Source organism: Ensifer sp. Root1252, assembly GCF_001425885.1.
Lineage (GTDB): Bacteria > Pseudomonadota > Alphaproteobacteria > Rhizobiales > Rhizobiaceae > Ensifer > Ensifer canadensis.
Window position 1 is genome coordinate 50951 of record NZ_LMDT01000018.1, and the last position, 22127, is coordinate 73077.

The following is a 22127-nucleotide window of genomic DNA, read 5'->3' on the forward strand; positions in this document are numbered from 1 at the left end:
GAGGGCGGCGGCATGGCTGCCGCCACCTGATATGGTGTCTGGCCGGGCCGCGACTTAGTCGTCGAGCGTGACTTCCCAAAGCCGGGTGTTCGACTGCCACACGGGCTCGCCGTGCAGCTTCTTCGTCGCACCCCAGATGTCGACCATGTCGTACATGAAGATGCCGGGGACCTCCTCGAGCATCAGCTTGTGGAACTCATCGAAAATCGCCTGGCGCTTTGCCTGGTCGGCCTCGACATAGGCGGACTTCATCAGCTCGATTGCCTTGGGGTTATCCCACATCAGCGACGCGTTCTTGTCCTTGTTGCCGACATAGAAGCTATACATCAGCGCCGGATCGAGGCGGGGTGCGACCGATTGCGAGATCACCTGGTAGTTGCCGGAACGGCGACGGTCGACCTGGGTCGCATAGTCGAGCACTTCGATCTGCACGTTAAGCCCGACTTGCTGCATCATCGCCTGGGCGACGACGGCGGCCGGGAAGCTCGGCACGTTGCCGCGCTTGTTGGCGATGATGGTGATCGGCTCGCCCTTGTAGCCGGCGTCCGCCAGGTCCTTCTTGGCCTTTTCCAGGTCCATCGGAAACTTCGTCTTCTGCGCGTCCGAATAGAAGATCGAGTCTGCCGACACCATCGAGGTATTGGTTTCGCCCGTACCGTTCGAGACGGCAGCAACCAGTTGGTCGAGATCAAGCGCTTCGGCCATGGCGCGACGCACGGCCACGTTGCTCAGAACCTTGTCGCGGGTCTGGAAGTAAAGCAGGTTCTTGCCGTTGTTGCGCTTGACGATCAACTGCATCGTCTCGCTGTCCTTGAACTCCGAAATCAGGTCGGCGGACACCTCGGCCGTATCCAGCGCGCCCGACAGCAGACCGGTTTTCACCGTCGATGCATCGGGGATGACCATGAACTTGATGCCGTCGACCAGCGGCCGTTTGGAGCCGACCATGCCGTCCGGCTTGCCGTCATTGGCAGGCGAGACATAGGCTTCGTTCTTTTCGAGACGGACATACTCGCCCTTCTTCCACTCGGCCCACTTGAACGGCCCGGTACCGATGGGAGCAACGAAGGCGCCGTCGGCGCCGACAGACTCCCTGGCGATGATGCCGGTATAGCCGCATTCCGGACGCGCCATCAGGCCGAGAAAGACCGCCGACGGTTTTTCGATCGTCATCGTTATCGTGGCCTGATCGACGGCCGTGACGGCCGATACCTTGATCGTCTTGCTGCCGTCGAAATCGCCGGCGCAGGTCCACTTGGTGTCCGCGGCCATGTAGCGGTTCCAGTTCCATACGACGTCGTCGGCCGTGACCGCATTGCCGTTGTGGAATTTCACGTCGTCGCGCAGCTTGAACGTATAGGTCAGGCCATCGGGAGACACTTCGAAGCTCTTGGCGACGAGCGGCTTTACCTCGCCGTTCTCGGCGTAGCCGACGAGACCTTCGACGATGTGAAAGATTACGGAATCGGTGTTGCCGTCGCGGTTGACGCCCGGGACGTTGCTGCGGATATCGGAGCTCTGCGCGACCACAAGGTCACGCGCTTCGGCAAAGCCGACGGCGCTCATCAGGATGGTGCCGGCAAGGAAGATTTTGTTCATGGTTCCACTCTTCTCCAGTTGTTTCTTGTTGGTTTGTTGCGGTTGATTTCGGCTCAAAACGCGTCCCAGCAGGCCTGCGACAGCTGGCCGATGGTTTCGAGCGCAATTGTGTAGCCAGGCGTGCCATCGGCCATCACTTGCGGCACGGCGTCGGTGAAGACGGCGATGCCGTAGAGCGGCCGACTGTTGCGATAGACGAGACCTGCGTCCATGCGACCGCGCTTGCCGCGCCCGGACTTGCTGGCGACGACGGCATCGAAAGGCAGGCGCGAACGGATGCCGTAGCGCAGCACCTGGTTCTTCAGCGTCTGCAGCGCAAAGCGGCAGAGGTCGACCGAAGTGCCGAGGCGTGCAGCAGCGGCCTCATCGTCCTGTGCCGCCAGGATCAGTTCGAGCAGCAATATCTGGTCACCAGCCGTCGTCGTCGTCACCTCGCCGAGCGAATGGTCCGGCTTCAGGCCAAGCGGCGGGATCAGAAAACGGTGGTGAGTGCCGGCCATGCCGATCGCCTTGCAGTAGCTGTCGACCTCTTCCAGCGTCAGCCGCTCCAGCACCATCTTGGTGCAGACATTGTCGCTCAAGACCATCATCCCGACGATGGCGTCGCGCAGCGGGATGACGATGCCAGGCGTCATGTAGCGGAACATGCCGCTCGCAACCTCATGCTTCAGCCGCTCCTCGTAGGTGATGGGCGTGTCGAGATCGAGCCGGCCCTCGTGCGCTGCCTTCAGCGCCGCCATCATGATCGACGTCTTGCGGGTGCTGGCCGAAGGCGTCTCCTCGTTTTCGCCCCGTCCGATCGTCTCGCCGGTCTGAAGGTTGCGAACGAGGAAGCGGGTGATGAATGGCTGGGCGTCGGCGATGGCATTAAGCCGTCCGGCTGTCGTGGCGGTTTTGATCGCTACGGTCATGTCAGGCCTCCAGGCGCCATTTGAGGGTGACGCCACCCGTGTGATTGAGATCGAGCGCGGGGATCGCCGAAAGCAGTTTGCGCGTATAGGCTTCCTGTGGCTGGTCGAAGATCCGGTCGCGATCGCCCTGCTCGACGATGCGGCCGTCCTGCATGACGATCACCCGGTCGGCGACCTGCTCGACGACGCCGAGGTCATGGCTGATGAACAGGCAGGAAAACCCGTAGCGCTTCTGCAGATCGGAGAAGAGTTCGAGCACCTGCGCACGCACCGTCACGTCGAGCGCCGAGACCGGTTCGTCGGCGATGAGGAACTTCGGCCGCCGGGCAATCGCCCGGGCAATGGCGACGCGCTGGCGCTGACCACCGGAAAGCTCATGCGGATAGCGGCTGGCGAAATCGCCGCTAAGACCAACTTCTTCGAGCGTTTCGAGCGCGCGCTTGCGCTTGGCCGCACCCTCGAGATCGGGCACCAGCCGGAGCGCTTCTTCGACCAGCGCCTGGATGGTCATGCGCGGGTCGAGCGAAGAGTAGGGATCCTGGAAGACCATCTGGCAGTTCAGCCGATAATCACGCCAGTCAGCGCTGCGCTCGCGCCCCTGGAAGAGGATCTCGCCTTCGGTCTGCTGGACGAGACCGGCGATCGTACGCCCAAGCGTCGTCTTGCCCGAGCCGGAGCCGCCGACAAGGGCGACGACTTCGCCGACATGGATGTCGACGCTGACGCCGTGAAGCGCGCGCTTCGGCGCCTGCTTGCGGAAGAGCCCTTTGCGGCCGGGATATTCCACCACGATGTTGCGGGCCGACACCATCGGCGTGCGGGACATGTCGAGCTCGCGCGGTGCCGCCCGAAACGGCAGCGAAGACAGGAGCTTGCGGGTATAGGGATGCTCCGGTGCGCTCAGAATGTCCTCGGTCGTGCCCTGTTCGACGATCACGCCTTTTTCCATGACGACGAAGCGATTGGTGTAGCGCGCCACCATCGGCAGGTCGTGGCTGATCAGGAGAACGGCCGTGCCTTCCGCCTTGGTCAGTTCGACCATCAGCTCCATGACGTCACGTTGCACCACGGCGTCAAGCGCGGTCGTCGGCTCGTCGGCAATCAGCAGGGCCGGCTTCAGCAGCATCACCGAGGCAAGCATGATGCGCTGGCGCATGCCGCCGGAAAACTCGTGCGGATAGGCGGCAAGCGCCCGCTCCGGCTCGCGCAGACCGACGCGCTTCAGCATGTCGAGTATCGCAGCCCGACGCTCGTCGGCACTCTTCTTCGTATGCAGGATCAGGCCTTCTTCGAGCTGCCTGCCGATGGTCATCGACGGGTTGAGCGAGGTCATCGGCTCCTGGAACACGACGCCGATCTCGCCGCCGCGCAACTGCCGGAGGTCGCGATCTTTCATCGACAGGACATCCCGTCCGCGGTAACTGATCGTGCCGCCGGCATGGCGCACGGCAGGCGGGATCAACCCGATGATGGCGCGGGTCGCGAGCGTCTTGCCGGAACCGGATTCGCCGACGATGCCGACGATTTCGCCGGCGCCGACGTCGAAGCTGACATCCTTGACCACCTGGTTGCCGTTATGGGCGACAGCCAGCGACAGGTCGCGAACGCTGAGTAGGGAACTGCCGATCATTTCAGGCCTCGCATGCGGGGGTCGAGCTTGTCGCGGAGCGCGTCGCCGAGAAGGTTGATGCCGAGTAGCGTCAGCGCGATGCAAAGGCCGGGGAAGAAACCGAGCCAGACGGCCTGTTCGATGAACGGGCGGCCCGCAGCCAGCATGTTGCCCCAGGTCGGCGCCGGTGGCGGCACGCCAAGGCCGAGAAACGACAACGCGCTTTCCGACAGGATTGCCCAGCCGAACATCGAGGTCGCCAGCACGGTAATCGGTGCCAGGCAGTTCGGCAGGATGTGGCGCAGCATGGTGTAGATTTCGGCATTGCCCATGACGCGCGAGGCTTCGATGAATTCGCGTTCGCGCAGCGACAAGACGGCGCCGCGCACCACACGCGCCATCGACGGCGTGTAGGCGATGCCAAGCGCGAAAATGATGCCGTACTGGTTAGCCCCGAAGACCGCGAGCAGCCCGAGCGCCAGCAGGATGCCTGGAAAGGCGAGCAGTGCGTTGTTGACGGCCATGATGACGCCATCGACCCAGCCGCGGGCATAGCCGCTGATGAGGCCGATCAGGGTGCCGCAGACGACCGCGAAGGCGACCGTCAGACATCCGATCCAGACGCTGGCGCGGGCACCGATCATCAACCGGCTGGCAACGTCGCGTCCGAACTCGTCGGTGCCGAGCCAATGGGCGGCACCGGGGGCGGCCAGACGCGAAGTGAAGCCCAGCGCGCTGGGATCGTAGGGCGTCCAGAACACGCCGATCAGCGCGGTGATGACCAGAGCGGCGATCAGTCCGCCGCCGATGACGCCGTTGAAAGTGAGCTTTCTCATTCTGCCACCACCCGCGGATCGAAGAGAGGATAGAGGAGGTCGACCACGAGGTTGACGACGACATAGGAGAAGGCGACGAGCAACAGGCAGCCCTGGATCACCGGGTAGTCGCGCTGGAAGATGCTATCGACCATCAGACGGCCGAGGCCGGGGATGGTAAAGACCGTCTCGATGACCGCGATACCGCCGAGCAGATTGCCGAGGATCAGGCCGATCATCGTCCAGGTTGGGCCGAACGCATTCTTGAACGCATGCTTCCAGAGGACGGCGCTTTCCGACAGTCCCTTGGCCCGTGCATGGGTGACGTAATCAAGCCGGAGAACCTCGAGCGTCGAGGCGCGCGCCATGCGGATGATCACGCCCATTTCGTGGATGACCAGCGTCATGACGGGCAGGACGAGGTAGAGAAGGCCCGCCGTCCAGTTTTCCGAGATCGGCACGTAACCGAGCACCGGCAGCCAGCCGAGCTTCAGGCCGAAGGCAAGCAGCAATAGCAGGCCGAGCCAGAAGGTCGGGATGGACAGAAGCACGGTGGCCGTGCCGACCAGCGCCAGGTCCGTCAGGCTGTTCTGCCGCCAGGCGGCGATGACGCCGGCGGGAACGGCGATCAGGCTCGCGAGGAACACGGCGATGACGACGATCTCGGCGCTCACCATGAAGCGGCTCAGCACCAGATGAAGCACCGGCTCGTCGGTGACGATCGAGCGGCCGAAGTCGCCGGACAGGATGTTGCCGGCCCAGATGACGAACTGCTCGGGAATGCTTCGGTCAAGGCCGAGCACGCTGCGCATTTCGGCAATCTGCTGCGGCTCGGCCATATCGCCGAGCATCAGCGCGGCCGGATCGCCGGGAATGAGACGGATGAGCGTGAAGACGGCAACCGAGACAATGACGATCGTCGGTATCGCCATCACGAGACGATTGAGTATGAACTTGATCATGGGTTCCCCGTACTGAGAACAGCCTGGCGCGACATCGCGATTCGGCCCTCCTGCCGGCTTTTCTTGACACGACTATGATCGAATGGAAAAAACCGCGCAATATTATGAGGAATCGTCATAGCTCTATGACGAAGGGATGACATGGGAGCTGCCAAAGGGGCCGATAACGTGCGGCATCATGCGCTGGGCGGAAGTCGCGCTTGCAGTCGGGGAGCATTGCCCTGCGATGCCGACGCAAAAAGACAGTCAGCGATGGACTTTAAATCACCAACGGATGTTGAAACCGATCTTGAGATCGGGAAACAGGTGGCCGCCGCGCTTGCCCGTGGCGCTGATGGCTGAGGCGATGCCGACCATGAGCACGCCGAAGACGATGCCGGCAAACACAAACCGAACTGTCATGGCGGCCGGTTGGCGCTTCTTCTGCGTTGCCTGCAACATCATCCGCGACCGTATCCTTGCATCACTTTCGAGCACGACCAGACGAAATCACTGGTGTCATTGCCCGATGACGTGAAACGCCACGCGCATCGGCCGGCATTTACGGGAGTAATTCCCGCAAGCTGGGGTCGCTTTGGCTCGACGCTTGGCTCTTCAAAGCGCCTTCGGGAATCACGTTTAAGGTATGACGCAACGTCCGGCTCAAGCGGAGTTTTGGGCTGATATCGAGGGTCGCATCCTTTGGACGCATTGCCCGAGGGTCGGTGCCGTGACGGGCCGATGGATGTGCCGGGCACAATCTCTGCGGGACACCGACGTCAACGCCGAAGAGATCGCGTCGGCCGGCGATTAGAGCAGCTGAAGGTGATCGGCGAGCTCGCGGGCCGCGGCACCGCCTGCCCGGTTCGCACCGATGGTGGAAGCCGACGGGCCGTAACCGACGAGATGGATCCTCGGGTCTTTTGCCACCTGTGTCGCAAGCCGGCCGGTCATCAGGATGCCGCCATCGGCATTGCGCAGTTGCAGCGGCGCCAGGTGATCGAGCGCGCTTCGAAAGCCGGTACTCCAGAGAATGACGTCGACTTGCTGCTCGCGACCATCCGGCCAGCGCACGCCATGCTCGGTGATTTCGGCAAACATTGGCTGGCGCTCGAGTGCGCCGCGTGCGCGTGCGGCAAGGATCGCCGGCGTCACCGGAATACCGGTCACGGAGACGACCGAGCCCGGCGGCAGACCGCGGCGTACGCGTTCCTCGACCATGGCAACGGCAGCGCGTCCGACCTCGGGGGTAAACGGCTCTTCACGGAAGGCCGGCTCCTCGCGCGTGACCCATGTGGTCGATGTCACCTTGGATATTTCATCGAGCAGCTGGATCGCGGAGATGCCGCCGCCGACGACCAGCACGTGCTGCCCGGCAAACTGCCCGGCGGTCTGGTAGTCCTTGGTGTGCAGCTGACGCCCCCTGAAGAGATCCGATCCCGGATAGGGTGGAATGTAGGGAGACTCCCAGGTGCCGGTGGCGTTGATGATGCCGCGGGCGGCATAGACGCCGGCGTCGGTCTCGACCCTGAAACGCTCGCCCCGCTCGCAAACGACCTTGACGGCAACCGGTCGGTGCACGGGAAGGTCGAATGCCTTCTCATAGGCGCCGTAATACTGCGGGACGGCGACGGAAGCGTGGACTTCGCCCATGCTGGTATCGACGGCGTCGGCGAATTTCATGCCGGGAAGATCGTGAATGCCATTGACGGTGCTCAGCGTCAGCGACGGCCAGCGAAACTGCCAGGCGCCGCCCGGCTGTGGCGATCGGTCGACAACGACATATTGCATCTGAGGCGATAGCCCGAACCGGCTCAGATGATAAGCCGAAGACAGACCCGCCTGTCCGGCACCGATGACGACGATGTCGATCTTGCGGGCGACGCGCGCATGCGTCTCGGCCTCGCTGGCGGGGGCAAAGGCGTTCTGGATGTCCATCATCACGCAGCCAAGACCGAAGGCTGATCACTGCTCATCAGATCATCCACGGCGGCGACTTTCAGCCAATCGCCGCGGCAAAGATCGCGGCGAGTTTCTCGATGCCGGCCTGATCGTCCCGGTCGAAACGCGCCGGTTTAGGACTATCGAGGTCGATGACACCGATCACCCGGCCATGGCGTCGGACGGGAACCACGAGTTCGGAGCGGGATGCCGCATCGCAGGCGATATGGCCAGGAAAGGCGTGCACGTCTTCGACCAGGATCGACTGCCCCTCCTTTACGGCCGTGCCGCAGACGCCGCGGCCGACAGGAATGCGCACGCAGGCTGGCTTGCCCTGAAATGGCCCGAGCACCAGTTCGTCATCGGAATCGAGAAAGTAGAAGCCGGCCCAATTGAGATCGGGCATCGTCTGATACATCAGCGCCGAGGTGTTTGCGGCGTTCGCGATCATATTGGGCTCGCCATGCAGCAGCGCTTCGAGTTGCTGCGCCAACTCCCGATAGAATTCGGTCTTGTCGCCTGTGTCGATTATGGTCGCCTGGAACATGATCTCTTTCACTCACTCATCGTATGGACTGGCAATGTAGTGTCGCGCCCGACGTTTGCCAATTGCAGCGCGTCCGCGCCGACGGCGAAACGGAGCGCTGGCGGAAAACGGTTCGACAAACGCGACCCGACGCCGATGTCCGGATTCAAGCCCTCACGGCTCTTGTGAAGTGGCGACCTGTCGCTTCAGGCAATCGATCATCGCCTGAGCCGCAATCGACAGCGGCACGCCGGCGGCGGTTGCGACGCCGAAATCCTGCGTCAGGTGCGGCGTAAAGCTCCTGATTTCAATCGGCAGATGCCGATGCAGGTTGGCGAAAAAACTGCTGATGATCGCAACGCCAAGATCATGGGCGGCATAGGCGCAGGCCGAGCTGTTGCTGTGCGTCTCGATCTTGACCTTTTGCGGCACGCCCGCCTTTCGAAAGATCTCGTCGAGCATGACCCGGGTCGGCCGCCGGCGACCGATCAGGATCAGCGGTATGCCCCTGAGTTCCTTCGGGGTGACGTGGTCGAGCGCCGTCAGCGGATGGCTCTTCGCCATGACGCAGACGCTGACGCCGCCCGCCACCGGCTGCATTTCGAGGCTGGCGCTCAGTTGCCCCTCGTAGCGCAGGAAGCCGAAATCGATGATGCGCTGTTCGACAAGGCGGGCAATCGCCACGGTCGTATCGAAGAAGGTTTCCACACGCACGCCGGGGAAATCCTTGGCATAGTCCGCCAGCATCGCCGGGGCGAAGCTTTCGGACATGCTGTTCGGCAGGCCGATGCGCACGACTTCCGGGCCGACGGCGCCGCTGCGAAGATCCTGGGCGAGATTGGTGAAACGATCGATCCCGAGCAGAATATGCTCGGCATCTTCGGATAGCTTTAGCGCCTCGGGCGTCGGGATCAGCCGGCCCTTGTCGCGCGCAAACAGCGTCAGCGACAGGTCCTCTTCCAGTTGCTGCAGCAGACGGCTGACACCGGACTGGCTGAGCCCCATGGTTTTCGCCGCCGCGATCGTCGAGCCGGTGGCAAGCAGGGTGCGCAGCACTTCCAATTGTCGAAAATTCATGCCGGCTCCGCATCCATCCCATTGCCATCTTCTCCGTGTTTACGAAAAGGCGGACAATCTAGGAAGCCGTATTCGACGGCAGCGGCACGCGTGCGATTACTCCGCGTGGGCAGAACAACTGATGCGCAAGGCCAGGATGGACCGTAGGATATGGAGGTGGTGGGTGCCGAAGAGCACGCGTGCGCTCTCCGGCTTGTTCAGGCTGTCTCGTCGTCGATCAGACGTCGACGCGTAGCGATGGTTTGAAGCGCTCGGCAAAGACCTCGATCGAGCCGCTGCCATAACGACGCAACTGACGTTTGGTCAGAACGGACATGACGCGCGCCGCCGTTGAAAACGTCATTTTATCGAGCGGACCGTCGCCAATCCAGGGTTTGCTTAGTCGATCGGTGACGATGCCGATCATGTTTGCAGGCATGATATCCGTGCAAGGTTTCATCCAGTCGAAGACGACCCTGATCGGCAGCAATTTGCCTTCAAACGAAACCACGGGTTCAGGCATCCCCTCGCCCCAATCATCATAGGCCTCAAGGGCATCTCGAAAGAGATTTTGCAGGATGATGGAGGCATGCCCTTCATGAAGAGCGGGCAGCAAATTCGTCATTTGTGTCTCCTTCAGTGGTTAAGGCCGGGAAACGCGAATGGCCAATACTGTCAGCATGTATTTGTCATCGTGCCGTGTGGCCGGTACTTTGACGACCACACAATCGATAGACTGCGGGCCATGGCGAAATGCAGAAGCGCGACAATGGTTCCAAGCGACCGGCAACTTTTTTGAAATTTTTTGAGGACGGCGGTTTTGGAACTGCACCCGCTACGCCCGGTCGACAGCCAATTCGTGCTCCATATCGCTGTATCGGCTTGAAAGGGCCGACCATTCGTCAGAACATCAGGAACGAAAAACTAATATCCATATATTCCATAGAATATACGATCTTACCTGAAATCGCCAGATAATTCACAGATATGCGCCACTATCGAAATGGAGCGATCACATGGGAACGATCTCGCAGCTTTCCGAGAAGACGAAGCTCCCGGCATACCGGATCGGAAGCGAGGAGGAGGCGCTGGAAATCGCGCGCGAACTCGCGGGCGAATTTGCCAAACGATCAAACGAGCGGGATACCGACCGGATCCTGCCTTTCGATGAGCTCGACACCCTTGCCCAATCCGGTCTCCTCGCAATCACCGTGCCCTCCGACTATGACGGCATCGACGTTTCCAACGCGGTGCTGGCGGAAATCACCGCCATCCTGTCCGAAGCCGACAGTTCGATCGGCCAGATCCCGCAAAACCATTTCTATATTCTCGAAGCGCTGCGCACCGACGGCACGGAAGAGCAGAAGAAGTTTTTCTTCGCACGGGCTCTTGCCGGCGACCGCTTCGGCAATGCGCTTTCCGAAAAGGACACAAAAACCGTCGGCGACTACGCAACGCGCCTGACGCCTGATGGTCTTGGCTACCGCCTCAACGGCCGCAAGTTTTATTCGACCGGCGTGCTCTTTGCCGAATGGATTGTCGTGTTCGCGCTCGACCCGGGCGAAAAACTCACCATGTCTTTCCTGCCGCGGGGTGCCGATGGCCTGCAGGTCATCGACGACTGGGACGGCTTCGGGCAGCGCACCACCGGCAGCGGCACGACGGTGCTGCAGAATGTATACGTCACGGCCGACGCGGTGGTGCGCCATCATCGCGGCTTCGAACGTCGGACGACGATCGGCTCGGTCGGCCAGATCATCCACGCCGGCATCGATCTCGGCATCGCGCGCGCCGCCTTCGCCGAGACGCTCGGCTTCGTGCGCAACCGGGCACGGCCCTGGATGGATAGCGGCATCGAACGGGCAGCGGACGATCCACTGACAATCGCCCGCATCGGACAACTCGCAATCCGCCTTGAGGCGGCGACCGCCATCGTCGAGCGTGCCGGCAAGAAGGTCGACATCGCCCAGATCAACGGCACCGATGAGGGCATCATCGAGGCGACGTTGGCGGTCGCCGCCGCCAAAGTGCTGACAACAGAAATCGCACTCGAAGCCACCAACACACTCTTCGAACTCGCCGGCACGTCGTCCACCCGCATCGGACTCAATCTCGACCGCCACTGGCGCAACGCCCGCACCCACACGCTGCATGATCCCGTGCGCTGGAAGTATCACGTCGTCGGCAACTATCATCTGAACGGCGTCGCCCCACCGAAGAACGGGGCACTCTGACCCCTGCCCTGATGCCGCCCTTCCCCGGAAGGTCGGCACCGATCTCCCGAGCGATTGCAGCTTTCCACGAGGTGACGGATATGAGCCGCGAAATCCGGCTGAATGCCTTCGACATGAACTGTGTCGGCCATCAATCGCCAGGGCTTTGGACGCATCCGCGCGACCAGTCGTGGCGTTACAAGGATCTCGACTACTGGGTGCATCTGGCAAAGACGCTTGAACGCGGCAAGTTCGACGGGTTGTTCATTGCCGATGTGCTCGGCGTCTATGACGTGCTGAACGGCAATGTAGAGGCGGCGCTCCGGCATTCCGCCCAGGTTCCCGTCAACGACCCGCTGCAACTGGTACCAACCATGGCGCACGCGACTGAGCATCTGGGCTTCGGGCTGACGGCCTCGCTGTCGTTCGAACATCCCTACACCTTTGCACGGCGGATCTCGACGCTCGACCATCTGACGAAGGGCCGCGTCGGCTGGAACATCGTCACCTCCTATCTTAACAGCGGTGCGCTCAATATCGGCCAGGCGCAGCAGACACGGCACGATGATCGCTACGACATCGCGGAAGAATATCTCGAGGTCTGCTACAAGCTTTGGGAAGGCAGTTGGGAAAACGACGCGGTCGTGCGCGACCGGGCAAGCGGCATCTTCACCGATCCGGACAAGGTGCATGCGATCAACCACCAAGGGCGGCATTTCACCGTGCCGGGCATCCATCTCAGCGAACCGTCGCCGCAGCGCACGCCCGTTCTCTACCAGGCAGGCGCCTCCAGCCGCGGCAAGGATTTTGCCGGCACCCATGCCGAGTGCGTCTTCGTCGCAGCCCCCTCGAAAACCGTTCTGAAGCGATACGTCGCGAATGTGCGCGAGGCGGCCGAGCGTGCGGGGCGCAATCCGCGCGACCTCCTCACATTCAATCTCCAAACCGTGATCCTCGGCGAAACCGATGCGGAGGCGAAGAAGAAGTTCGATGAGTATCGCAGCCATGTTTCCTATGAAGCCGCGCTGGCGCTAATCTCCGGATGGACCGGCATCGATTTCGGCCAGTTCGCGCCGGACGAACCGCTCCGCCACCGATATACCAATGCGGTCCAATCTGCGGTCGAGACCTTTACGACGATCGATCCCGATAAGGTCTGGACCGTACGCGAAATGGCCGAGTGGGTCGGTATCGGCGGCTTCGGCCCCGTCTTCGTCGGCTCACCGCAAACGGTCGCAGATCTGCTGCAGGAGTGGGTCGAAGACACGGATGTCGATGGCTTCAACCTTGCCTATGCCGTCACGCCCGAAACCTTCGAGGATGCGGTCGATCTGCTGGTCCCGGAGTTGCAGAAGCGCGGCGTCTACAAGACCAGCTATCGCGAAGGCACGCTGCGGGAAAAGCTGTTCAGCGCCGGCCCACGGCTCTCAGCACCCCATCCCGGCGCAGGCTATCGGGAACTCACCGGAAACGCGCAGGCGATCGCGGCTTCCGCATAGGGGCATACTCGGCAGAAATTGCTCGATGGCTGGGGGCGCTCGGATCCTCGGTGCGCGCAAGAGTATAACTATGCATACGTGGCAGTCGTACGCCTCTCGCCGTCATCCTCGGGCTTCACCCGAGGAATCGATGCGCCCATCGCGAGAAACGCGATCTGACCGCCACGGCTCGAGGCAGATGGATGCTCGGGTCAAGCCCGAGCATGACGGAAAGACAGACAGACGCCGATCAAAGCCAGCGCCTTGCTCGTCAGCGGGCCGGACCCTGTCAGCAGCCCAAGCGCCCGGAAGGATCCGAGCGCGTTCCATCGGTGCCAGTGCCCGATGGTCCGTCCACCGGGCCCCGACCTCTCGAGGTCAGCTGTATAGGCTCACAGGCGGGATTCGGCCATTCAAAGCAAAGTCGCCGACCTCGCGGGCCTTGTAGAAAACAGGGTCGTGCAGCGTGTGGGTGCGAACGTTGCGCCAGTAGCGATCGAAGCCATAATGTGCTGCCGTGGCACGCGCACCCATCAGTTCAAAAACCTTCGTCGTCACATCGAGCGCCACATGGGTGGCGTTGACCTTGGCGGCATAGGCTTCAAGCGCTGCTTCCCCGCGCTCGCGCTCCGTCACCGACCGCCCTTTCGACAACGCAGCCTCGACAACGCCCACCGCAACGTCGGCCAAAGCGACGGATGCTTTCAAGGTAGCCTGCAACTCGCCGACGCGTTCGAGAATGTAGGGGTCGTCGCTGGCACGAGCCACGCCTGAGGTGATCCAGGGTCGCGTGGTGGTTCTGACATAGTCGATTGCGGCGGCGAGCGCGCCTTCCGCCGTTCCGAGATAGAAATTGACAAACACCAGCTGGATCAGCGGCGTGTTGAACGTCGCCTGCACCGCAGGCGGATCGGACGGGTCGGCAAGCGGCAGGATGAAATCACGCTCGTAGACGGGAAAGTCTCGAAACTCGACGCTGCCGCTGTCGGACAGGCGCTGGCCGATATTGTCCCAATCGTCATGGGCGACATAACCCGGCCGGTCCGTCGGCACGACGAAATTGGCGATCTTGCCCTCGAACTCAGCGTTGACATTGATGCGGTCGGAAACGTGCGCGCCGGTCGAAAACGTCTTGCGACCGTTGAGCACATAGTGGCCACCGCGCCGCTCAAGGACCAGCCCGGGATCGCGCGGATTGACGGCTGCGCCCCAATAGAGCTGCCGCTCGACTGTTTCGGCGCCGAGAACCCAGGCCTGGTTCGGATCGGCGGCCGCCCAGTAGACATACTGGCTGTTGACATAGTGATAGCCGAGCAATTGGCCGATCGAGCTTTCGCCGCGCGATATGATCCGGACGAGACGCAAGCCGTCCACCCAGCTCAAGCCCGCGCCGCCAACTTCAGGCGCATGCAATGCCGTCAGCAGCCCCGCCTGACGCAGCGCTTCGATTTCGTCGCGGGGCGGCAGGCCCAGGCGATCGAGTTCAGCGCCGCGTCGGGCGAGCTTGCCCGACAGTTCGCTCGCCTTCGCAAACAGAAGCTGGCGCTTTTCTTCCTGTTCGGTATTGGCCGGTTCGGGTTCCCGGAGGAAATGCACGTTGCTCATTCGCCTCTCTCCATTGGTTGAGGCGAAATAGTGCATTTATTCTATAGACACTAACAGAAACGGGATTTCAACTCGCAGGCGCCAGCGGGAAAGTCCTACCCGCCGCTGCCGAGAAGACGGCCGTTGACCTCAAGACGGTCAGCCGACTTCAACATCTCTGAGCGCCACGATCTCGGTGGCGTTGTCGTTGGCTGCAAACTGTTCGAGCGTCATATTGTCGAGGATCGACGCAACGGCATCACGCACGTCGCTCATCGATTTGCGCACATGACAGTTGACCGGATCGGAACAGTCGTCACAGGCTTCGAACGCCGTGCGGCTCGCACAGCGGATCGGCGCCAACGGCCCGTCCAGCGTGCGGATGACCTGGCCGATGCGAATATCGGACGCCGGTCTGGAAAGCGAATAGCCGCCGCCCGGCCCCTTTTTCGAGCGCAGGATCCCGGCATTGCGAAGCTCGAGCAGGATCGCATCGAGGAACTTCTTCGGAATATTGTTGCGGGTGGCGATTTCAGTGATGAAGGCGGTTTCGCCGGGCTCCAGTTGAGCCAGGTCGACAAGAGCCTTCAGCCCGTATTTACCCTTCTTGGTCAACATTGCACTTCGCTTTCCTGAACACAAAGGCCGCCACAAGTCCGTTCCGCACCGACGTTGGTATCACCGGATGCAACGGGTTGTGACGGCCGCACTGTTTTCGCTTAAGATGCCATACACCGAAACCGGGTCACTCTCAAGAAATTACGTAAGTTTCTGCATAGATTTTGTGAATTTTATTGTCGAATCTAAGGCGGAGCAGCAATGATTTGCTCATCTGGCCCGACGCCTCTTCGCTGGTGATTGCCGCCGGCAAAATTCCGGGCCCGCCGTCATCGATTATGGTGACGAGACCGTTCCGCTTCAGACCGTGAGATGACGCCGCGCCTCGACCGTGTCCAGCGTCTCCGGCGGCCCCTCATGCACCACGGCACCGCGATCCATGATGTAGACGTGGTCCGCGAGCTCGCGGCAGAAATCGAGATATTGCTCGACCAACAGGATCGCCATGCCGGTCGAATCGCGGAGATAGCGGATCGCCCGGCCGATATCCTTGATGATCGACGGCTGGATGCCCTCGGTCGGCTCGTCGAGCACGAGGATGCGCGGACGGGTGACGAGCGCCCGGCCGATCGCCAATTGCTGCTGTTGGCCACCGGAGAGATCGCCGCCTCGGCGCCCGAGCATCGAGCGAAGCACGGGAAACAGGTTGAAGACATCCTCCGGTATCGAACGATCGCCGCGTTTGACCGGCGCGTAACCAGTTTCGAGGTTCTCCTTCACACTCAGCAGCGGAAAGATCTCGCGCCCCTGCGGCACATAGCCGATGCCCTCCTTGGCGCGGCGATAGGGCGCCATGCCGCCGAGCGCCACGCCATTGAAGGCGATCGCCCCGGCACTGACCGGATGCTGCCCGGTGATGGCGCGAAGCAGGCTCGACTTGCCGACGCCGTTGCGGCCAAGCACGCAAGTGATCTTGCCCATCTCGGCACCGATCGAGACGTTGCGCAGCGCCTGGGCGGCGCCATAGTGGAGATTGACGTTTTCGACGCTCAGCATGAAGGCGTCCTTTCCTTGGGCGGTTGGCAAGCGACCGGTGTCAGCGGCCGAGATAGTTTTCGATCACCTTCGGATCGCTGCTGACGAAATCGATCGAGCCTTCGGCCAGCACCGAGCCTTCGGCGAGACACGTCACCTTGACGCCGAGCTCGCGGATGAAGCCCATGTCGTGCTCGACGACGACGACCGAGCGTGTCCTGGCGATCTCCTTGAGCAGGATTGCCGTTTCGGCCGTCTCCGCGTCGGTCATGCCGGCCACAGGCTCGTCGACCAGCAGCAGTTCCGGCTCCTGCGCCAGCAGCATGCCGATCTCCAGCCATTGCTTCTGGCCATGCGACAGGTTGGCGGCAAGATCGTCGCGCCGGGCGCTGAGCCGGACGGTCGTAAGGATCTCATCTATCCGCGCCTTGTCGTCCGCCGTCTGACGATAGAACAGCGTCGGGAAGACGCCGCGGCTGCGATTGAGCGCCAGTTCCAGATTGTCCCAGATGGTGTGGCTTTCAAAGACCGTCGGTTTCTGGAACTTGCGGCCGATACCAAGGCTGGCGATTTCGGCTTCATCGCGTTTGGTCAGGTCGATATCGCCCTTGAAGAACACCTGCCCCTCGTCCGGGCGGGTCTTGCCGGTGATGATGTCCATCATCGTCGTCTTGCCGGCGCCGTTCGGGCCGATGATGGCGCGAAGCTCGCCCGGCTCGATCACGAAGGAGAGCGAATTGAGCGCCTTGAACCCGTCGAAGGAGACCGAGACGCCATCGAGATAGAGCAGGCTTTTCGGTTTCGTCTGGCTGATCGTCTGGTTCATGCCAATCACTCCGCTGCCATCGGTTCAGCGACAAGGTTGTCGCGCGCGCTCTCGGCATCTGCCGCGCGGCGGTGAGCCTTGCGGCGGGTAAGATAAGCGCTCGCGGTCCCAATCACGCCTTTTGGCAGGAACAGCGTGACCAGGACGAACAGCCCGCCAAGCGCAAACAGCCAGAACTCCGGAAAGGCTGCGGTGAAGATGCTCTTGCCGCCATTGACCAGGATCGCGCCGACGATCGGGCCGATCAGCGTCCCGCGTCCGCCGACCGCGGTCCAGATGACCACCTCGATGGAGTTGCCGGGCTCGAACTCGCCGGGATTGATGATGCCGACCTGCGGCACGTAAAGCGCGCCGGCAATGCCCGCCATCATCGCCGAGACGGTGAAGGCGAAGAGCTTGATGTGTTCGACGCGATAACCGAGAAAGCGCGTGCGGCTTTCCGCATCCCGCACGGCGACCAGCACCTTGCCGTATTTCGAGCGCACGATCGCCGCCGTCAGCACCAGGCACAGGGCAAGCGTCACCGCGGATGCCGAAAAAAGTGCGGCGCGTGTACCGTCAGCCTGGATGTTGAAGCCGAGGATATCCTTGAAGTCGGTGAGGCCGTTGTTGCCGCCGAAACCCATGTCGTTGCGGAAGAAGGCAAGCAGCAGCGCATAGGTCATCGCCTGGGTGATGATCGACAGATAGACGCCGTTGACCCGCGAGCGGAAGGCGAACCAGCCGAAGACGAAGGCAAGCAGTCCGGGCACCACCACCACCATCAGTGCCGCGAACCAGAACATGTCGAAGCCCTGCCAGAACCAGGGCAGCTCCTTCCAGTTGAGAAACACCATGAAATCCGGCAGCAAAGGATTGCCATAGGAGCCGCGCGCGCCGATCTGGCGCATCAGGTACATGCCCATGGCATAGCCGCCGAGCGCGAAGAACGCGGCGTGACCGAGCGAGAGGATGCCGCAGAAACCCCATACGAGATCGAGCGCCAGCGCCAGAAGCGCGTAGGTCAGATATTTGCCGAACAGCGAGACCAGATAGGTCGGCACGTGCAGCGGGTGATCCGGCGCCGTCAGCAGGTTGAGGGCGGGAATGGCAATGGCAAAAGCCAGCAGTAGCGCCACAACCGTGACGATGCTGCGATCGAGCGACTTGAGCAGAAACGAGGTGATCATGCCTCCACCGCCCTTCCCTTGAGTGCGAAGAGGCCGCGCGGCTTCTTCTGGATGAAGAGGATGATGAGCACCAGAACGAGGATCTTACCGAGAACGGCGCCCGCATAGGGCTCGAGGAACTTGTTGAGGATGCCGAGCGAGAAGGCGCCGACGAGCGTTCCCCAGAGATTGCCGACACCGCCGAAGACGACGACCATGAAGCTGTCGATGATATAGCCCTGGCCGAGATTGGGCGAAACATTGTCGATCTGCGACAGCGCCACGCCGGCCATGCCGGCGATGCCGGACCCGAGAGCAAAGGTCAGAGCGTCGACCAGGGGCGTGCGGATGCCCATGGACGACGCCATGCGGCGGTTCTGCGTCACGGCCCGCATCCTCAGCCCCATCGACGTTCGCTTCAGCAGGAACAGAAGGGCTGCAAAGACGGCGAGCGCAAAGACGATGATCCAGAGCCGGTTCCAGGTGATCGTCAAGCCGCCGAGATCAAAGGCGCCGGCCATCCAGGAGGGATTGCCGACTTCGCGGTTGGTCGGCCCGAAGATCGAGCGAACCGCTTGCTGCAGGATCAGCGAGATCCCCCAGGTGGCCAGCAGCGTTTCGAGCGGCCGACCATAGAGAAAGCGGATGACGCTGCGCTCGATGGCAAGGCCGATGATCCCGGTGACGAGAAAGGCGAGCGGCAGGGCGATCGCCAGCGACCAGTCGAAGAGAGCGGGATAGGAGGTGCGAATGACGTCCTGGACCAGGAATGTCGTATAGGCGCCGAGCATGACCATCTCGCCATGCGCCATGTTGATGATGCCCATCACGCCGAAGGTAATGGCAAGACCGATTGCCGCGAGCAGCAGCACCGAACCGAGCGACAACCCGTACCAGACGTTCTGGCCGGCGTTCCAGAATGCTTGCGCCTGTTCGATGCGCTGCAGCGCGGCCTCGATATCCGGTTTCAGGCTCACGTCCGCCGATGAGCGCGCTGAGGTCAGCGCGCCAAGCGCCTCGCGGCCACCGCCTTCTGCCAGCGTCTTGATCGCCGCACGCTTGTCGTCGTCGGAACGGTCGGAAACCAGAAGCGTCACCGCGCGCGCCTCGTCGAGCGCCTTGCGCACCGTTGCGTCCTTTTCCGCGGCGAGTGCCGTCTCGATCGCCTCGAGCGCGTCGGCATTCGGCGTCTGCCGCATGGATTGCGCCGCCTTCAACCTTGCGCCCGTATCGGCGCTGAAAAGCGTCAGTCCACCGAGCGCGCCTCGAACGGCGCGCCGGACGGCGTTGTTGACCTTGATTTTCTGCAGCTCGCCCTTCGGCACTTCGCCGACATCAGAGCCATCAAGCGGATTGACTAGAACAAGACTCGCGCCCTTCTCCGTCGTGAGGAAGACCCCGCCGTCGGTCTTTCGCGCATAGAGATTGCCCTCCCCAAGTGCCTCGAGAACCGGGATGACACGTGGATCGCCGCTCTTGGCAAGCGCGGCAATGCGATCATCGAGCTCGGCCAGCTTGGCCGTTCCGAGCGCACTGACGAGCGCGCCGAGATCGTCCGCGGCGCGCGAGCCCGTGACATGGGCTGAAACCAGCAGGCAGAGGGTGATCAACAGGGTTTGCAGAATGCGATACATCGCCCTCTCGCTTGGGTCTCGCTCGTCTGTGGCAGCGCCAGGCAGGCGCGGCCACGCGGCATGGAATTTCGAGATCCCTTCGCCCAACGGGAGCATTGGGCGAAGGGTATGCCTGCCTATGATTTCGTCATTCAAAGGGGAGCGAGTCGTTGGCCACGACCCGGAAACTATCGTTTGGTGATGAAATCAGGAGCCCTTGCCGCCGCATTTGCCCGTGGCGACGTTGAAGTTGCCGCAGGACATCGGCGCGCGCCAATCGGCGATCAGGTCCTTGGAGTCAGGCAGGTAATCGGACCATTCGTCACCAACCACGAGACCGGGCGTTTCCCAAACCGTCTCGAACTGGCCGTCGCTCTGGATTTCACCGATCAGCACCGGTTTGGTGATGTGGTGGTTCGGCATCATCGTCGAATAGCCGCCGGAGAGATTGGGCACGGATACGCCGATCATGGCGTCAAGCACTGCGTCGGTGTCGGTCGTTCCGGCCTTCTCGACCGCCTTGAGCCACATGTTGAAGCCGATATAGTGGGCTTCCATCGGGTCGTTGGTGACGCGTTTGTCGTTCTTGGTGTAGCCCTTCCAGGTCTTGATGAACTCGGCATTGGCAGGCGTATCGACCGACTGGAAGTAGTTCCAGGCGGCGAGATGGCCGACGAGCGGGGCCGTATCGAGACCGGCGAGTTCCTCTTCGCCAACGGAGAAGGCGACAACCGGGATATCCTCGGCCTTCACGCCCTGGTTCGCCAGTTCCTTGTAGAACGGCACGTTTGCGTCGCCGTTGATCGTCGAGACGACCGCCGTCTTCTTGCCGGCAGAACCGAATTTCTTGATATCGGACACGATCGTCTGCCAGTCGGAATGACCGAACGGCGTGTAGTTGATCATGATGTCCTCGGGCTTCACGCCCTTGGAGATGAGATAGGCCTCGAGGATCTTGTTGGTCGTGCGCGGATAGACGTAGTCGGTGCCCGCCAGAACCCAGCGCTCGACGCTTTCGTTTTCCATCAGGTAGTCGACCGCCGGAACGGCCTGCTGGTTCGGCGCGGCACCGGTGTAAAAGACGTTGCGCTGGCTTTCCTCACCCTCGTACTGCACCGGGTAGAAGAGGATCGAATTCAGCTCTTCGAACACGGGCAGGACGGATTTGCGCGAGACTGACGTCCAGCAGCCGAACACGGCCGAAACCTTGTCGACGGAAACGAGTTCGCGCGCCTTTTCGGCAAAGAGCGGCCAGTCTGACGCCGGGTCGACGACGACCGCTTCCAACTTCTTGCCGAGCAGGCCGCCCTTCTTGTTCTGCTCGTCGATGAGCATGAGCATGGCGTCCTTCAGCGTCGTCTCGGAGATCGCCATCGTTCCCGACAGCGAATGCAGAATGCCGACCTTGATCGTGTCGTCGGCCGCAAAGGCGCCGTTGAATGCCGTCGTCGACAGGATCGTTGCCAGGAAAGCGCCGGTGACGCGTGCCTTGATATTCATCTGATTGAACCCCTCTCGTTCTGATCGCCGCAACGAGGCTTCGTACCTTTTGACCGTTGCTTGAGGGATCATCCGCCAGTCGTGCTGCACTGCACATACGTCATTCTACGTAGGTCGAGGGGGCAAAGAGGAAGCTGCCGCGATATGGGCGATCCGGAGTTCACGCCGCGGTGCAGGAATTGTGCAAAGGCCATGACGTTGAAATCAACGTGCCAGTCTGGCCGCAGGATGGCTTTTCCGGCTATTGAAACATCGAAGGCCGACTGGCCATCAACAGCAGCTCAACACAGGTGAGAGATCATGAAAGCACGTATCAAGTGGGTTGAAGAGCGAACATTCGTCGGCGAGTCCGGAAGCGGTCACAAGATCGTCCTCGGAACGGCATCCGGTCCGGAAGGGCGGACGCCGGGCCCAAGCCCGATGGAGCTGATGTTGATCGGAGCCGGCGGTTGCTCGGCCTACGACGTGGTTCATATTCTCGAAAAGGGTCGCGAGCCGGTCGAAGATTGCTCCGTGGAGCTCGACGCCGACCGCGCCGAAGAAGACCCGCGCGTCTTTACCCGCATCCATATGCACTTCGTGGTCAAGGGGCGTGGCCTCTCGGAAAAGAAGGTCGAGCGCGCGGTCGCCCTCTCGCTTGAAAAATACTGCTCGGCGTCAGCCATGCTCGCCAAGTCCGCGAGGATTACCCATGATTTTGTCGTCGTCGACACATCAGCTGTGAGCGGATGATCCTTTCACACTTGCTTTCGCCATCTCCGCATTGCATAAATT

General features: G+C 61.8%; 20 protein-coding genes. 3 read left to right on the top strand and 17 right to left on the bottom strand.

All coding sequences use genetic code 11. The features are described 5' to 3' along the window. Positions 1 to 54: 54 nt before the first annotated feature. The 10 genes from ASD02_RS19230 to ASD02_RS19275 form a co-directional block, all read right to left on the bottom strand. Positions 55 to 1599 carry an ABC transporter substrate-binding protein gene (locus ASD02_RS19230; protein WP_057219078.1) on the bottom strand — a complete coding sequence of 515 codons (1545 nt, stop codon included), beginning with the start codon at positions 1597 to 1599 and terminating at the stop codon, positions 55 to 57. A 53-nt stretch (positions 1600 to 1652) separates the two neighbouring features. Beyond that, a complete protein-coding gene (locus tag ASD02_RS19235) occupies positions 1653 to 2510 on the bottom strand; it encodes a serine hydrolase (RefSeq protein ID WP_057221050.1) in 858 nt (285 codons plus the stop codon). A gap of 1 nt (position 2511) precedes the next feature. Further along, positions 2512 to 4140 (bottom strand): ABC transporter ATP-binding protein, encoded by a 1629-nt coding sequence (locus tag ASD02_RS19240; protein WP_057219081.1) that lies wholly within the window; start codon positions 4138 to 4140, stop codon positions 2512 to 2514. Further along, on the bottom strand, positions 4137 to 4955 hold the full coding sequence (locus tag ASD02_RS19245) for an ABC transporter permease (RefSeq protein WP_057219083.1): 819 nt from the start codon (positions 4953 to 4955) through the stop codon (positions 4137 to 4139). Before ASD02_RS19245 ends, ASD02_RS19240 begins: the two co-directional genes overlap by 4 nt. Then, on the bottom strand, positions 4952 to 5896 hold the full coding sequence (locus ASD02_RS19250; RefSeq protein WP_057219085.1) for an ABC transporter permease: 945 nt from the start codon (positions 5894 to 5896) through the stop codon (positions 4952 to 4954). Before ASD02_RS19250 ends, ASD02_RS19245 begins: the two co-directional genes overlap by 4 nt. Positions 5897 to 6160: 264 nt before the next feature. Then, positions 6161 to 6340 carry a hypothetical protein gene (locus ASD02_RS19255; protein ID WP_057221051.1) on the bottom strand — a complete coding sequence of 60 codons (180 nt, stop codon included), beginning with the start codon at positions 6338 to 6340 and terminating at the stop codon, positions 6161 to 6163. A gap of 345 nt (positions 6341 to 6685) precedes the next feature. Then, positions 6686 to 7813, bottom strand: coding sequence for an NAD(P)-binding domain-containing protein (locus tag ASD02_RS19260; RefSeq protein WP_107027552.1), 1128 nt, complete (start codon positions 7811 to 7813; stop codon positions 6686 to 6688). Positions 7814 to 7874: 61 nt separating this feature from the next. Continuing rightward, positions 7875 to 8363 carry a GAF domain-containing protein gene (locus tag ASD02_RS19265; RefSeq protein ID WP_057219089.1) on the bottom strand — a complete coding sequence of 163 codons (489 nt, stop codon included), beginning with the start codon at positions 8361 to 8363 and terminating at the stop codon, positions 7875 to 7877. A 153-nt stretch (positions 8364 to 8516) separates the two neighbouring features. Beyond that, a complete protein-coding gene (locus ASD02_RS19270; protein WP_025429218.1) occupies positions 8517 to 9419 on the bottom strand; it encodes a LysR family transcriptional regulator in 903 nt (300 codons plus the stop codon). A 217-nt stretch (positions 9420 to 9636) separates the two neighbouring features. Then, positions 9637 to 10023 carry a hypothetical protein gene (locus ASD02_RS19275; RefSeq protein WP_025429219.1) on the bottom strand — a complete coding sequence of 129 codons (387 nt, stop codon included), beginning with the start codon at positions 10021 to 10023 and terminating at the stop codon, positions 9637 to 9639. Positions 10024 to 10414: 391 nt separating this feature from the next. Between ASD02_RS19275 and ASD02_RS19280 the strand changes: the two genes are divergently transcribed. Together ASD02_RS19280 and ASD02_RS19285 are read left to right on the top strand one after the other, a co-directional pair. Then, the gene (locus ASD02_RS19280; protein WP_057219091.1) at positions 10415 to 11632 is read left to right on the top strand and encodes an SfnB family sulfur acquisition oxidoreductase; all 1218 of its coding nucleotides are present in this window, start codon (positions 10415 to 10417) and stop codon (positions 11630 to 11632) included. A gap of 80 nt (positions 11633 to 11712) precedes the next feature. Next, entirely contained in the window at positions 11713 to 13110 is a 1398-nt protein-coding gene (locus ASD02_RS19285) for an LLM class flavin-dependent oxidoreductase (protein ID WP_057221056.1), read from the top strand. 357 nt (positions 13111 to 13467) lie between these two features. Here ASD02_RS19285 and ASD02_RS19290 read toward each other — a convergent pair whose 3' ends face one another. From ASD02_RS19290 to urtA, 7 genes are all read right to left on the bottom strand, one after another. Beyond that, on the bottom strand, positions 13468 to 14694 hold the full coding sequence (locus tag ASD02_RS19290) for an acyl-CoA dehydrogenase family protein (RefSeq protein WP_057219093.1): 1227 nt from the start codon (positions 14692 to 14694) through the stop codon (positions 13468 to 13470). A gap of 138 nt (positions 14695 to 14832) precedes the next feature. Further along, entirely contained in the window at positions 14833 to 15291 is a 459-nt protein-coding gene (locus ASD02_RS19295) for an Rrf2 family transcriptional regulator (RefSeq protein ID WP_025429223.1), read from the bottom strand. Positions 15292 to 15591: 300 nt separating this feature from the next. Next, on the bottom strand, positions 15592 to 16287 hold the full coding sequence (gene urtE, locus ASD02_RS19300) for an urea ABC transporter ATP-binding subunit UrtE (protein ID WP_057219095.1): 696 nt from the start codon (positions 16285 to 16287) through the stop codon (positions 15592 to 15594). Between the two features lie 40 nt (positions 16288 to 16327). Beyond that, a complete protein-coding gene (gene urtD / locus ASD02_RS19305) occupies positions 16328 to 17092 on the bottom strand; it encodes an urea ABC transporter ATP-binding protein UrtD (protein WP_057221052.1) in 765 nt (254 codons plus the stop codon). A gap of 5 nt (positions 17093 to 17097) precedes the next feature. Further along, entirely contained in the window at positions 17098 to 18261 is a 1164-nt protein-coding gene (gene urtC, locus ASD02_RS19310; RefSeq protein WP_057219099.1) for an urea ABC transporter permease subunit UrtC, read from the bottom strand. Continuing rightward, complete coding sequence (urtB, locus tag ASD02_RS19315) at positions 18258 to 19874, bottom strand: urea ABC transporter permease subunit UrtB (RefSeq protein ID WP_057219101.1); 1617 nt, start codon at positions 19872 to 19874, stop codon at positions 18258 to 18260. The genes urtC and urtB overlap by 4 nt, the downstream gene beginning before the upstream one ends. A gap of 186 nt (positions 19875 to 20060) precedes the next feature. Then, positions 20061 to 21353 (bottom strand): urea ABC transporter substrate-binding protein, encoded by a 1293-nt coding sequence (urtA, locus tag ASD02_RS19320; protein ID WP_025429228.1) that lies wholly within the window; start codon positions 21351 to 21353, stop codon positions 20061 to 20063. Positions 21354 to 21653: 300 nt separating this feature from the next. Between urtA and ASD02_RS19325 the strand changes: the two genes are divergently transcribed. Continuing rightward, positions 21654 to 22085 carry an OsmC family protein gene (locus ASD02_RS19325; protein ID WP_025429229.1) on the top strand — a complete coding sequence of 144 codons (432 nt, stop codon included), beginning with the start codon at positions 21654 to 21656 and terminating at the stop codon, positions 22083 to 22085. Positions 22086 to 22127 lie beyond the last annotated feature (42 nt).

Coding starts and splice junctions, on each gene's coding strand:
- ASD02_RS19245 (WP_057219083.1), bottom strand. CDS start 4,955: ATGAGAAAGCTCACTTTCAACGGCGTCATCGGCGGCGGACTGATCGCC.
- ASD02_RS19260 (WP_107027552.1), bottom strand. CDS start 7,813: ATGGACATCCAGAACGCCTTTGCCCCCGCCAGCGAGGCCGAGACGCAT.
- ASD02_RS19250 (WP_057219085.1), bottom strand. CDS start 5,896: ATGATCAAGTTCATACTCAATCGTCTCGTGATGGCGATACCGACGATC.
- urtD (WP_057221052.1), bottom strand. CDS start 17,092: ATGAACCAGACGATCAGCCAGACGAAACCGAAAAGCCTGCTCTATCTC.
- urtB (WP_057219101.1), bottom strand. CDS start 19,874: ATGTATCGCATTCTGCAAACCCTGTTGATCACCCTCTGCCTGCTGGTT.
- ASD02_RS19235 (WP_057221050.1), bottom strand. CDS start 2,510: ATGACCGTAGCGATCAAAACCGCCACGACAGCCGGACGGCTTAATGCC.
- urtA (WP_025429228.1), bottom strand. CDS start 21,353: ATGAATATCAAGGCACGCGTCACCGGCGCTTTCCTGGCAACGATCCTG.
- ASD02_RS19280 (WP_057219091.1), top strand. CDS start 10,415: ATGGGAACGATCTCGCAGCTTTCCGAGAAGACGAAGCTCCCGGCATAC.
- ASD02_RS19270 (WP_025429218.1), bottom strand. CDS start 9,419: ATGAATTTTCGACAATTGGAAGTGCTGCGCACCCTGCTTGCCACCGGC.
- ASD02_RS19275 (WP_025429219.1), bottom strand. CDS start 10,023: ATGACGAATTTGCTGCCCGCTCTTCATGAAGGGCATGCCTCCATCATC.
- ASD02_RS19290 (WP_057219093.1), bottom strand. CDS start 14,694: ATGAGCAACGTGCATTTCCTCCGGGAACCCGAACCGGCCAATACCGAA.
- urtE (WP_057219095.1), bottom strand. CDS start 16,287: ATGCTGAGCGTCGAAAACGTCAATCTCCACTATGGCGCCGCCCAGGCG.
- ASD02_RS19325 (WP_025429229.1), top strand. CDS start 21,654: ATGAAAGCACGTATCAAGTGGGTTGAAGAGCGAACATTCGTCGGCGAG.
- ASD02_RS19285 (WP_057221056.1), top strand. CDS start 11,713: ATGAGCCGCGAAATCCGGCTGAATGCCTTCGACATGAACTGTGTCGGC.
- ASD02_RS19255 (WP_057221051.1), bottom strand. CDS start 6,340: ATGATGTTGCAGGCAACGCAGAAGAAGCGCCAACCGGCCGCCATGACA.
- ASD02_RS19265 (WP_057219089.1), bottom strand. CDS start 8,363: ATGTTCCAGGCGACCATAATCGACACAGGCGACAAGACCGAATTCTAT.
- ASD02_RS19295 (WP_025429223.1), bottom strand. CDS start 15,291: ATGTTGACCAAGAAGGGTAAATACGGGCTGAAGGCTCTTGTCGACCTG.
- ASD02_RS19230 (WP_057219078.1), bottom strand. CDS start 1,599: ATGAACAAAATCTTCCTTGCCGGCACCATCCTGATGAGCGCCGTCGGC.
- urtC (WP_057219099.1), bottom strand. CDS start 18,261: ATGATCACCTCGTTTCTGCTCAAGTCGCTCGATCGCAGCATCGTCACG.
- ASD02_RS19240 (WP_057219081.1), bottom strand. CDS start 4,140: ATGATCGGCAGTTCCCTACTCAGCGTTCGCGACCTGTCGCTGGCTGTC.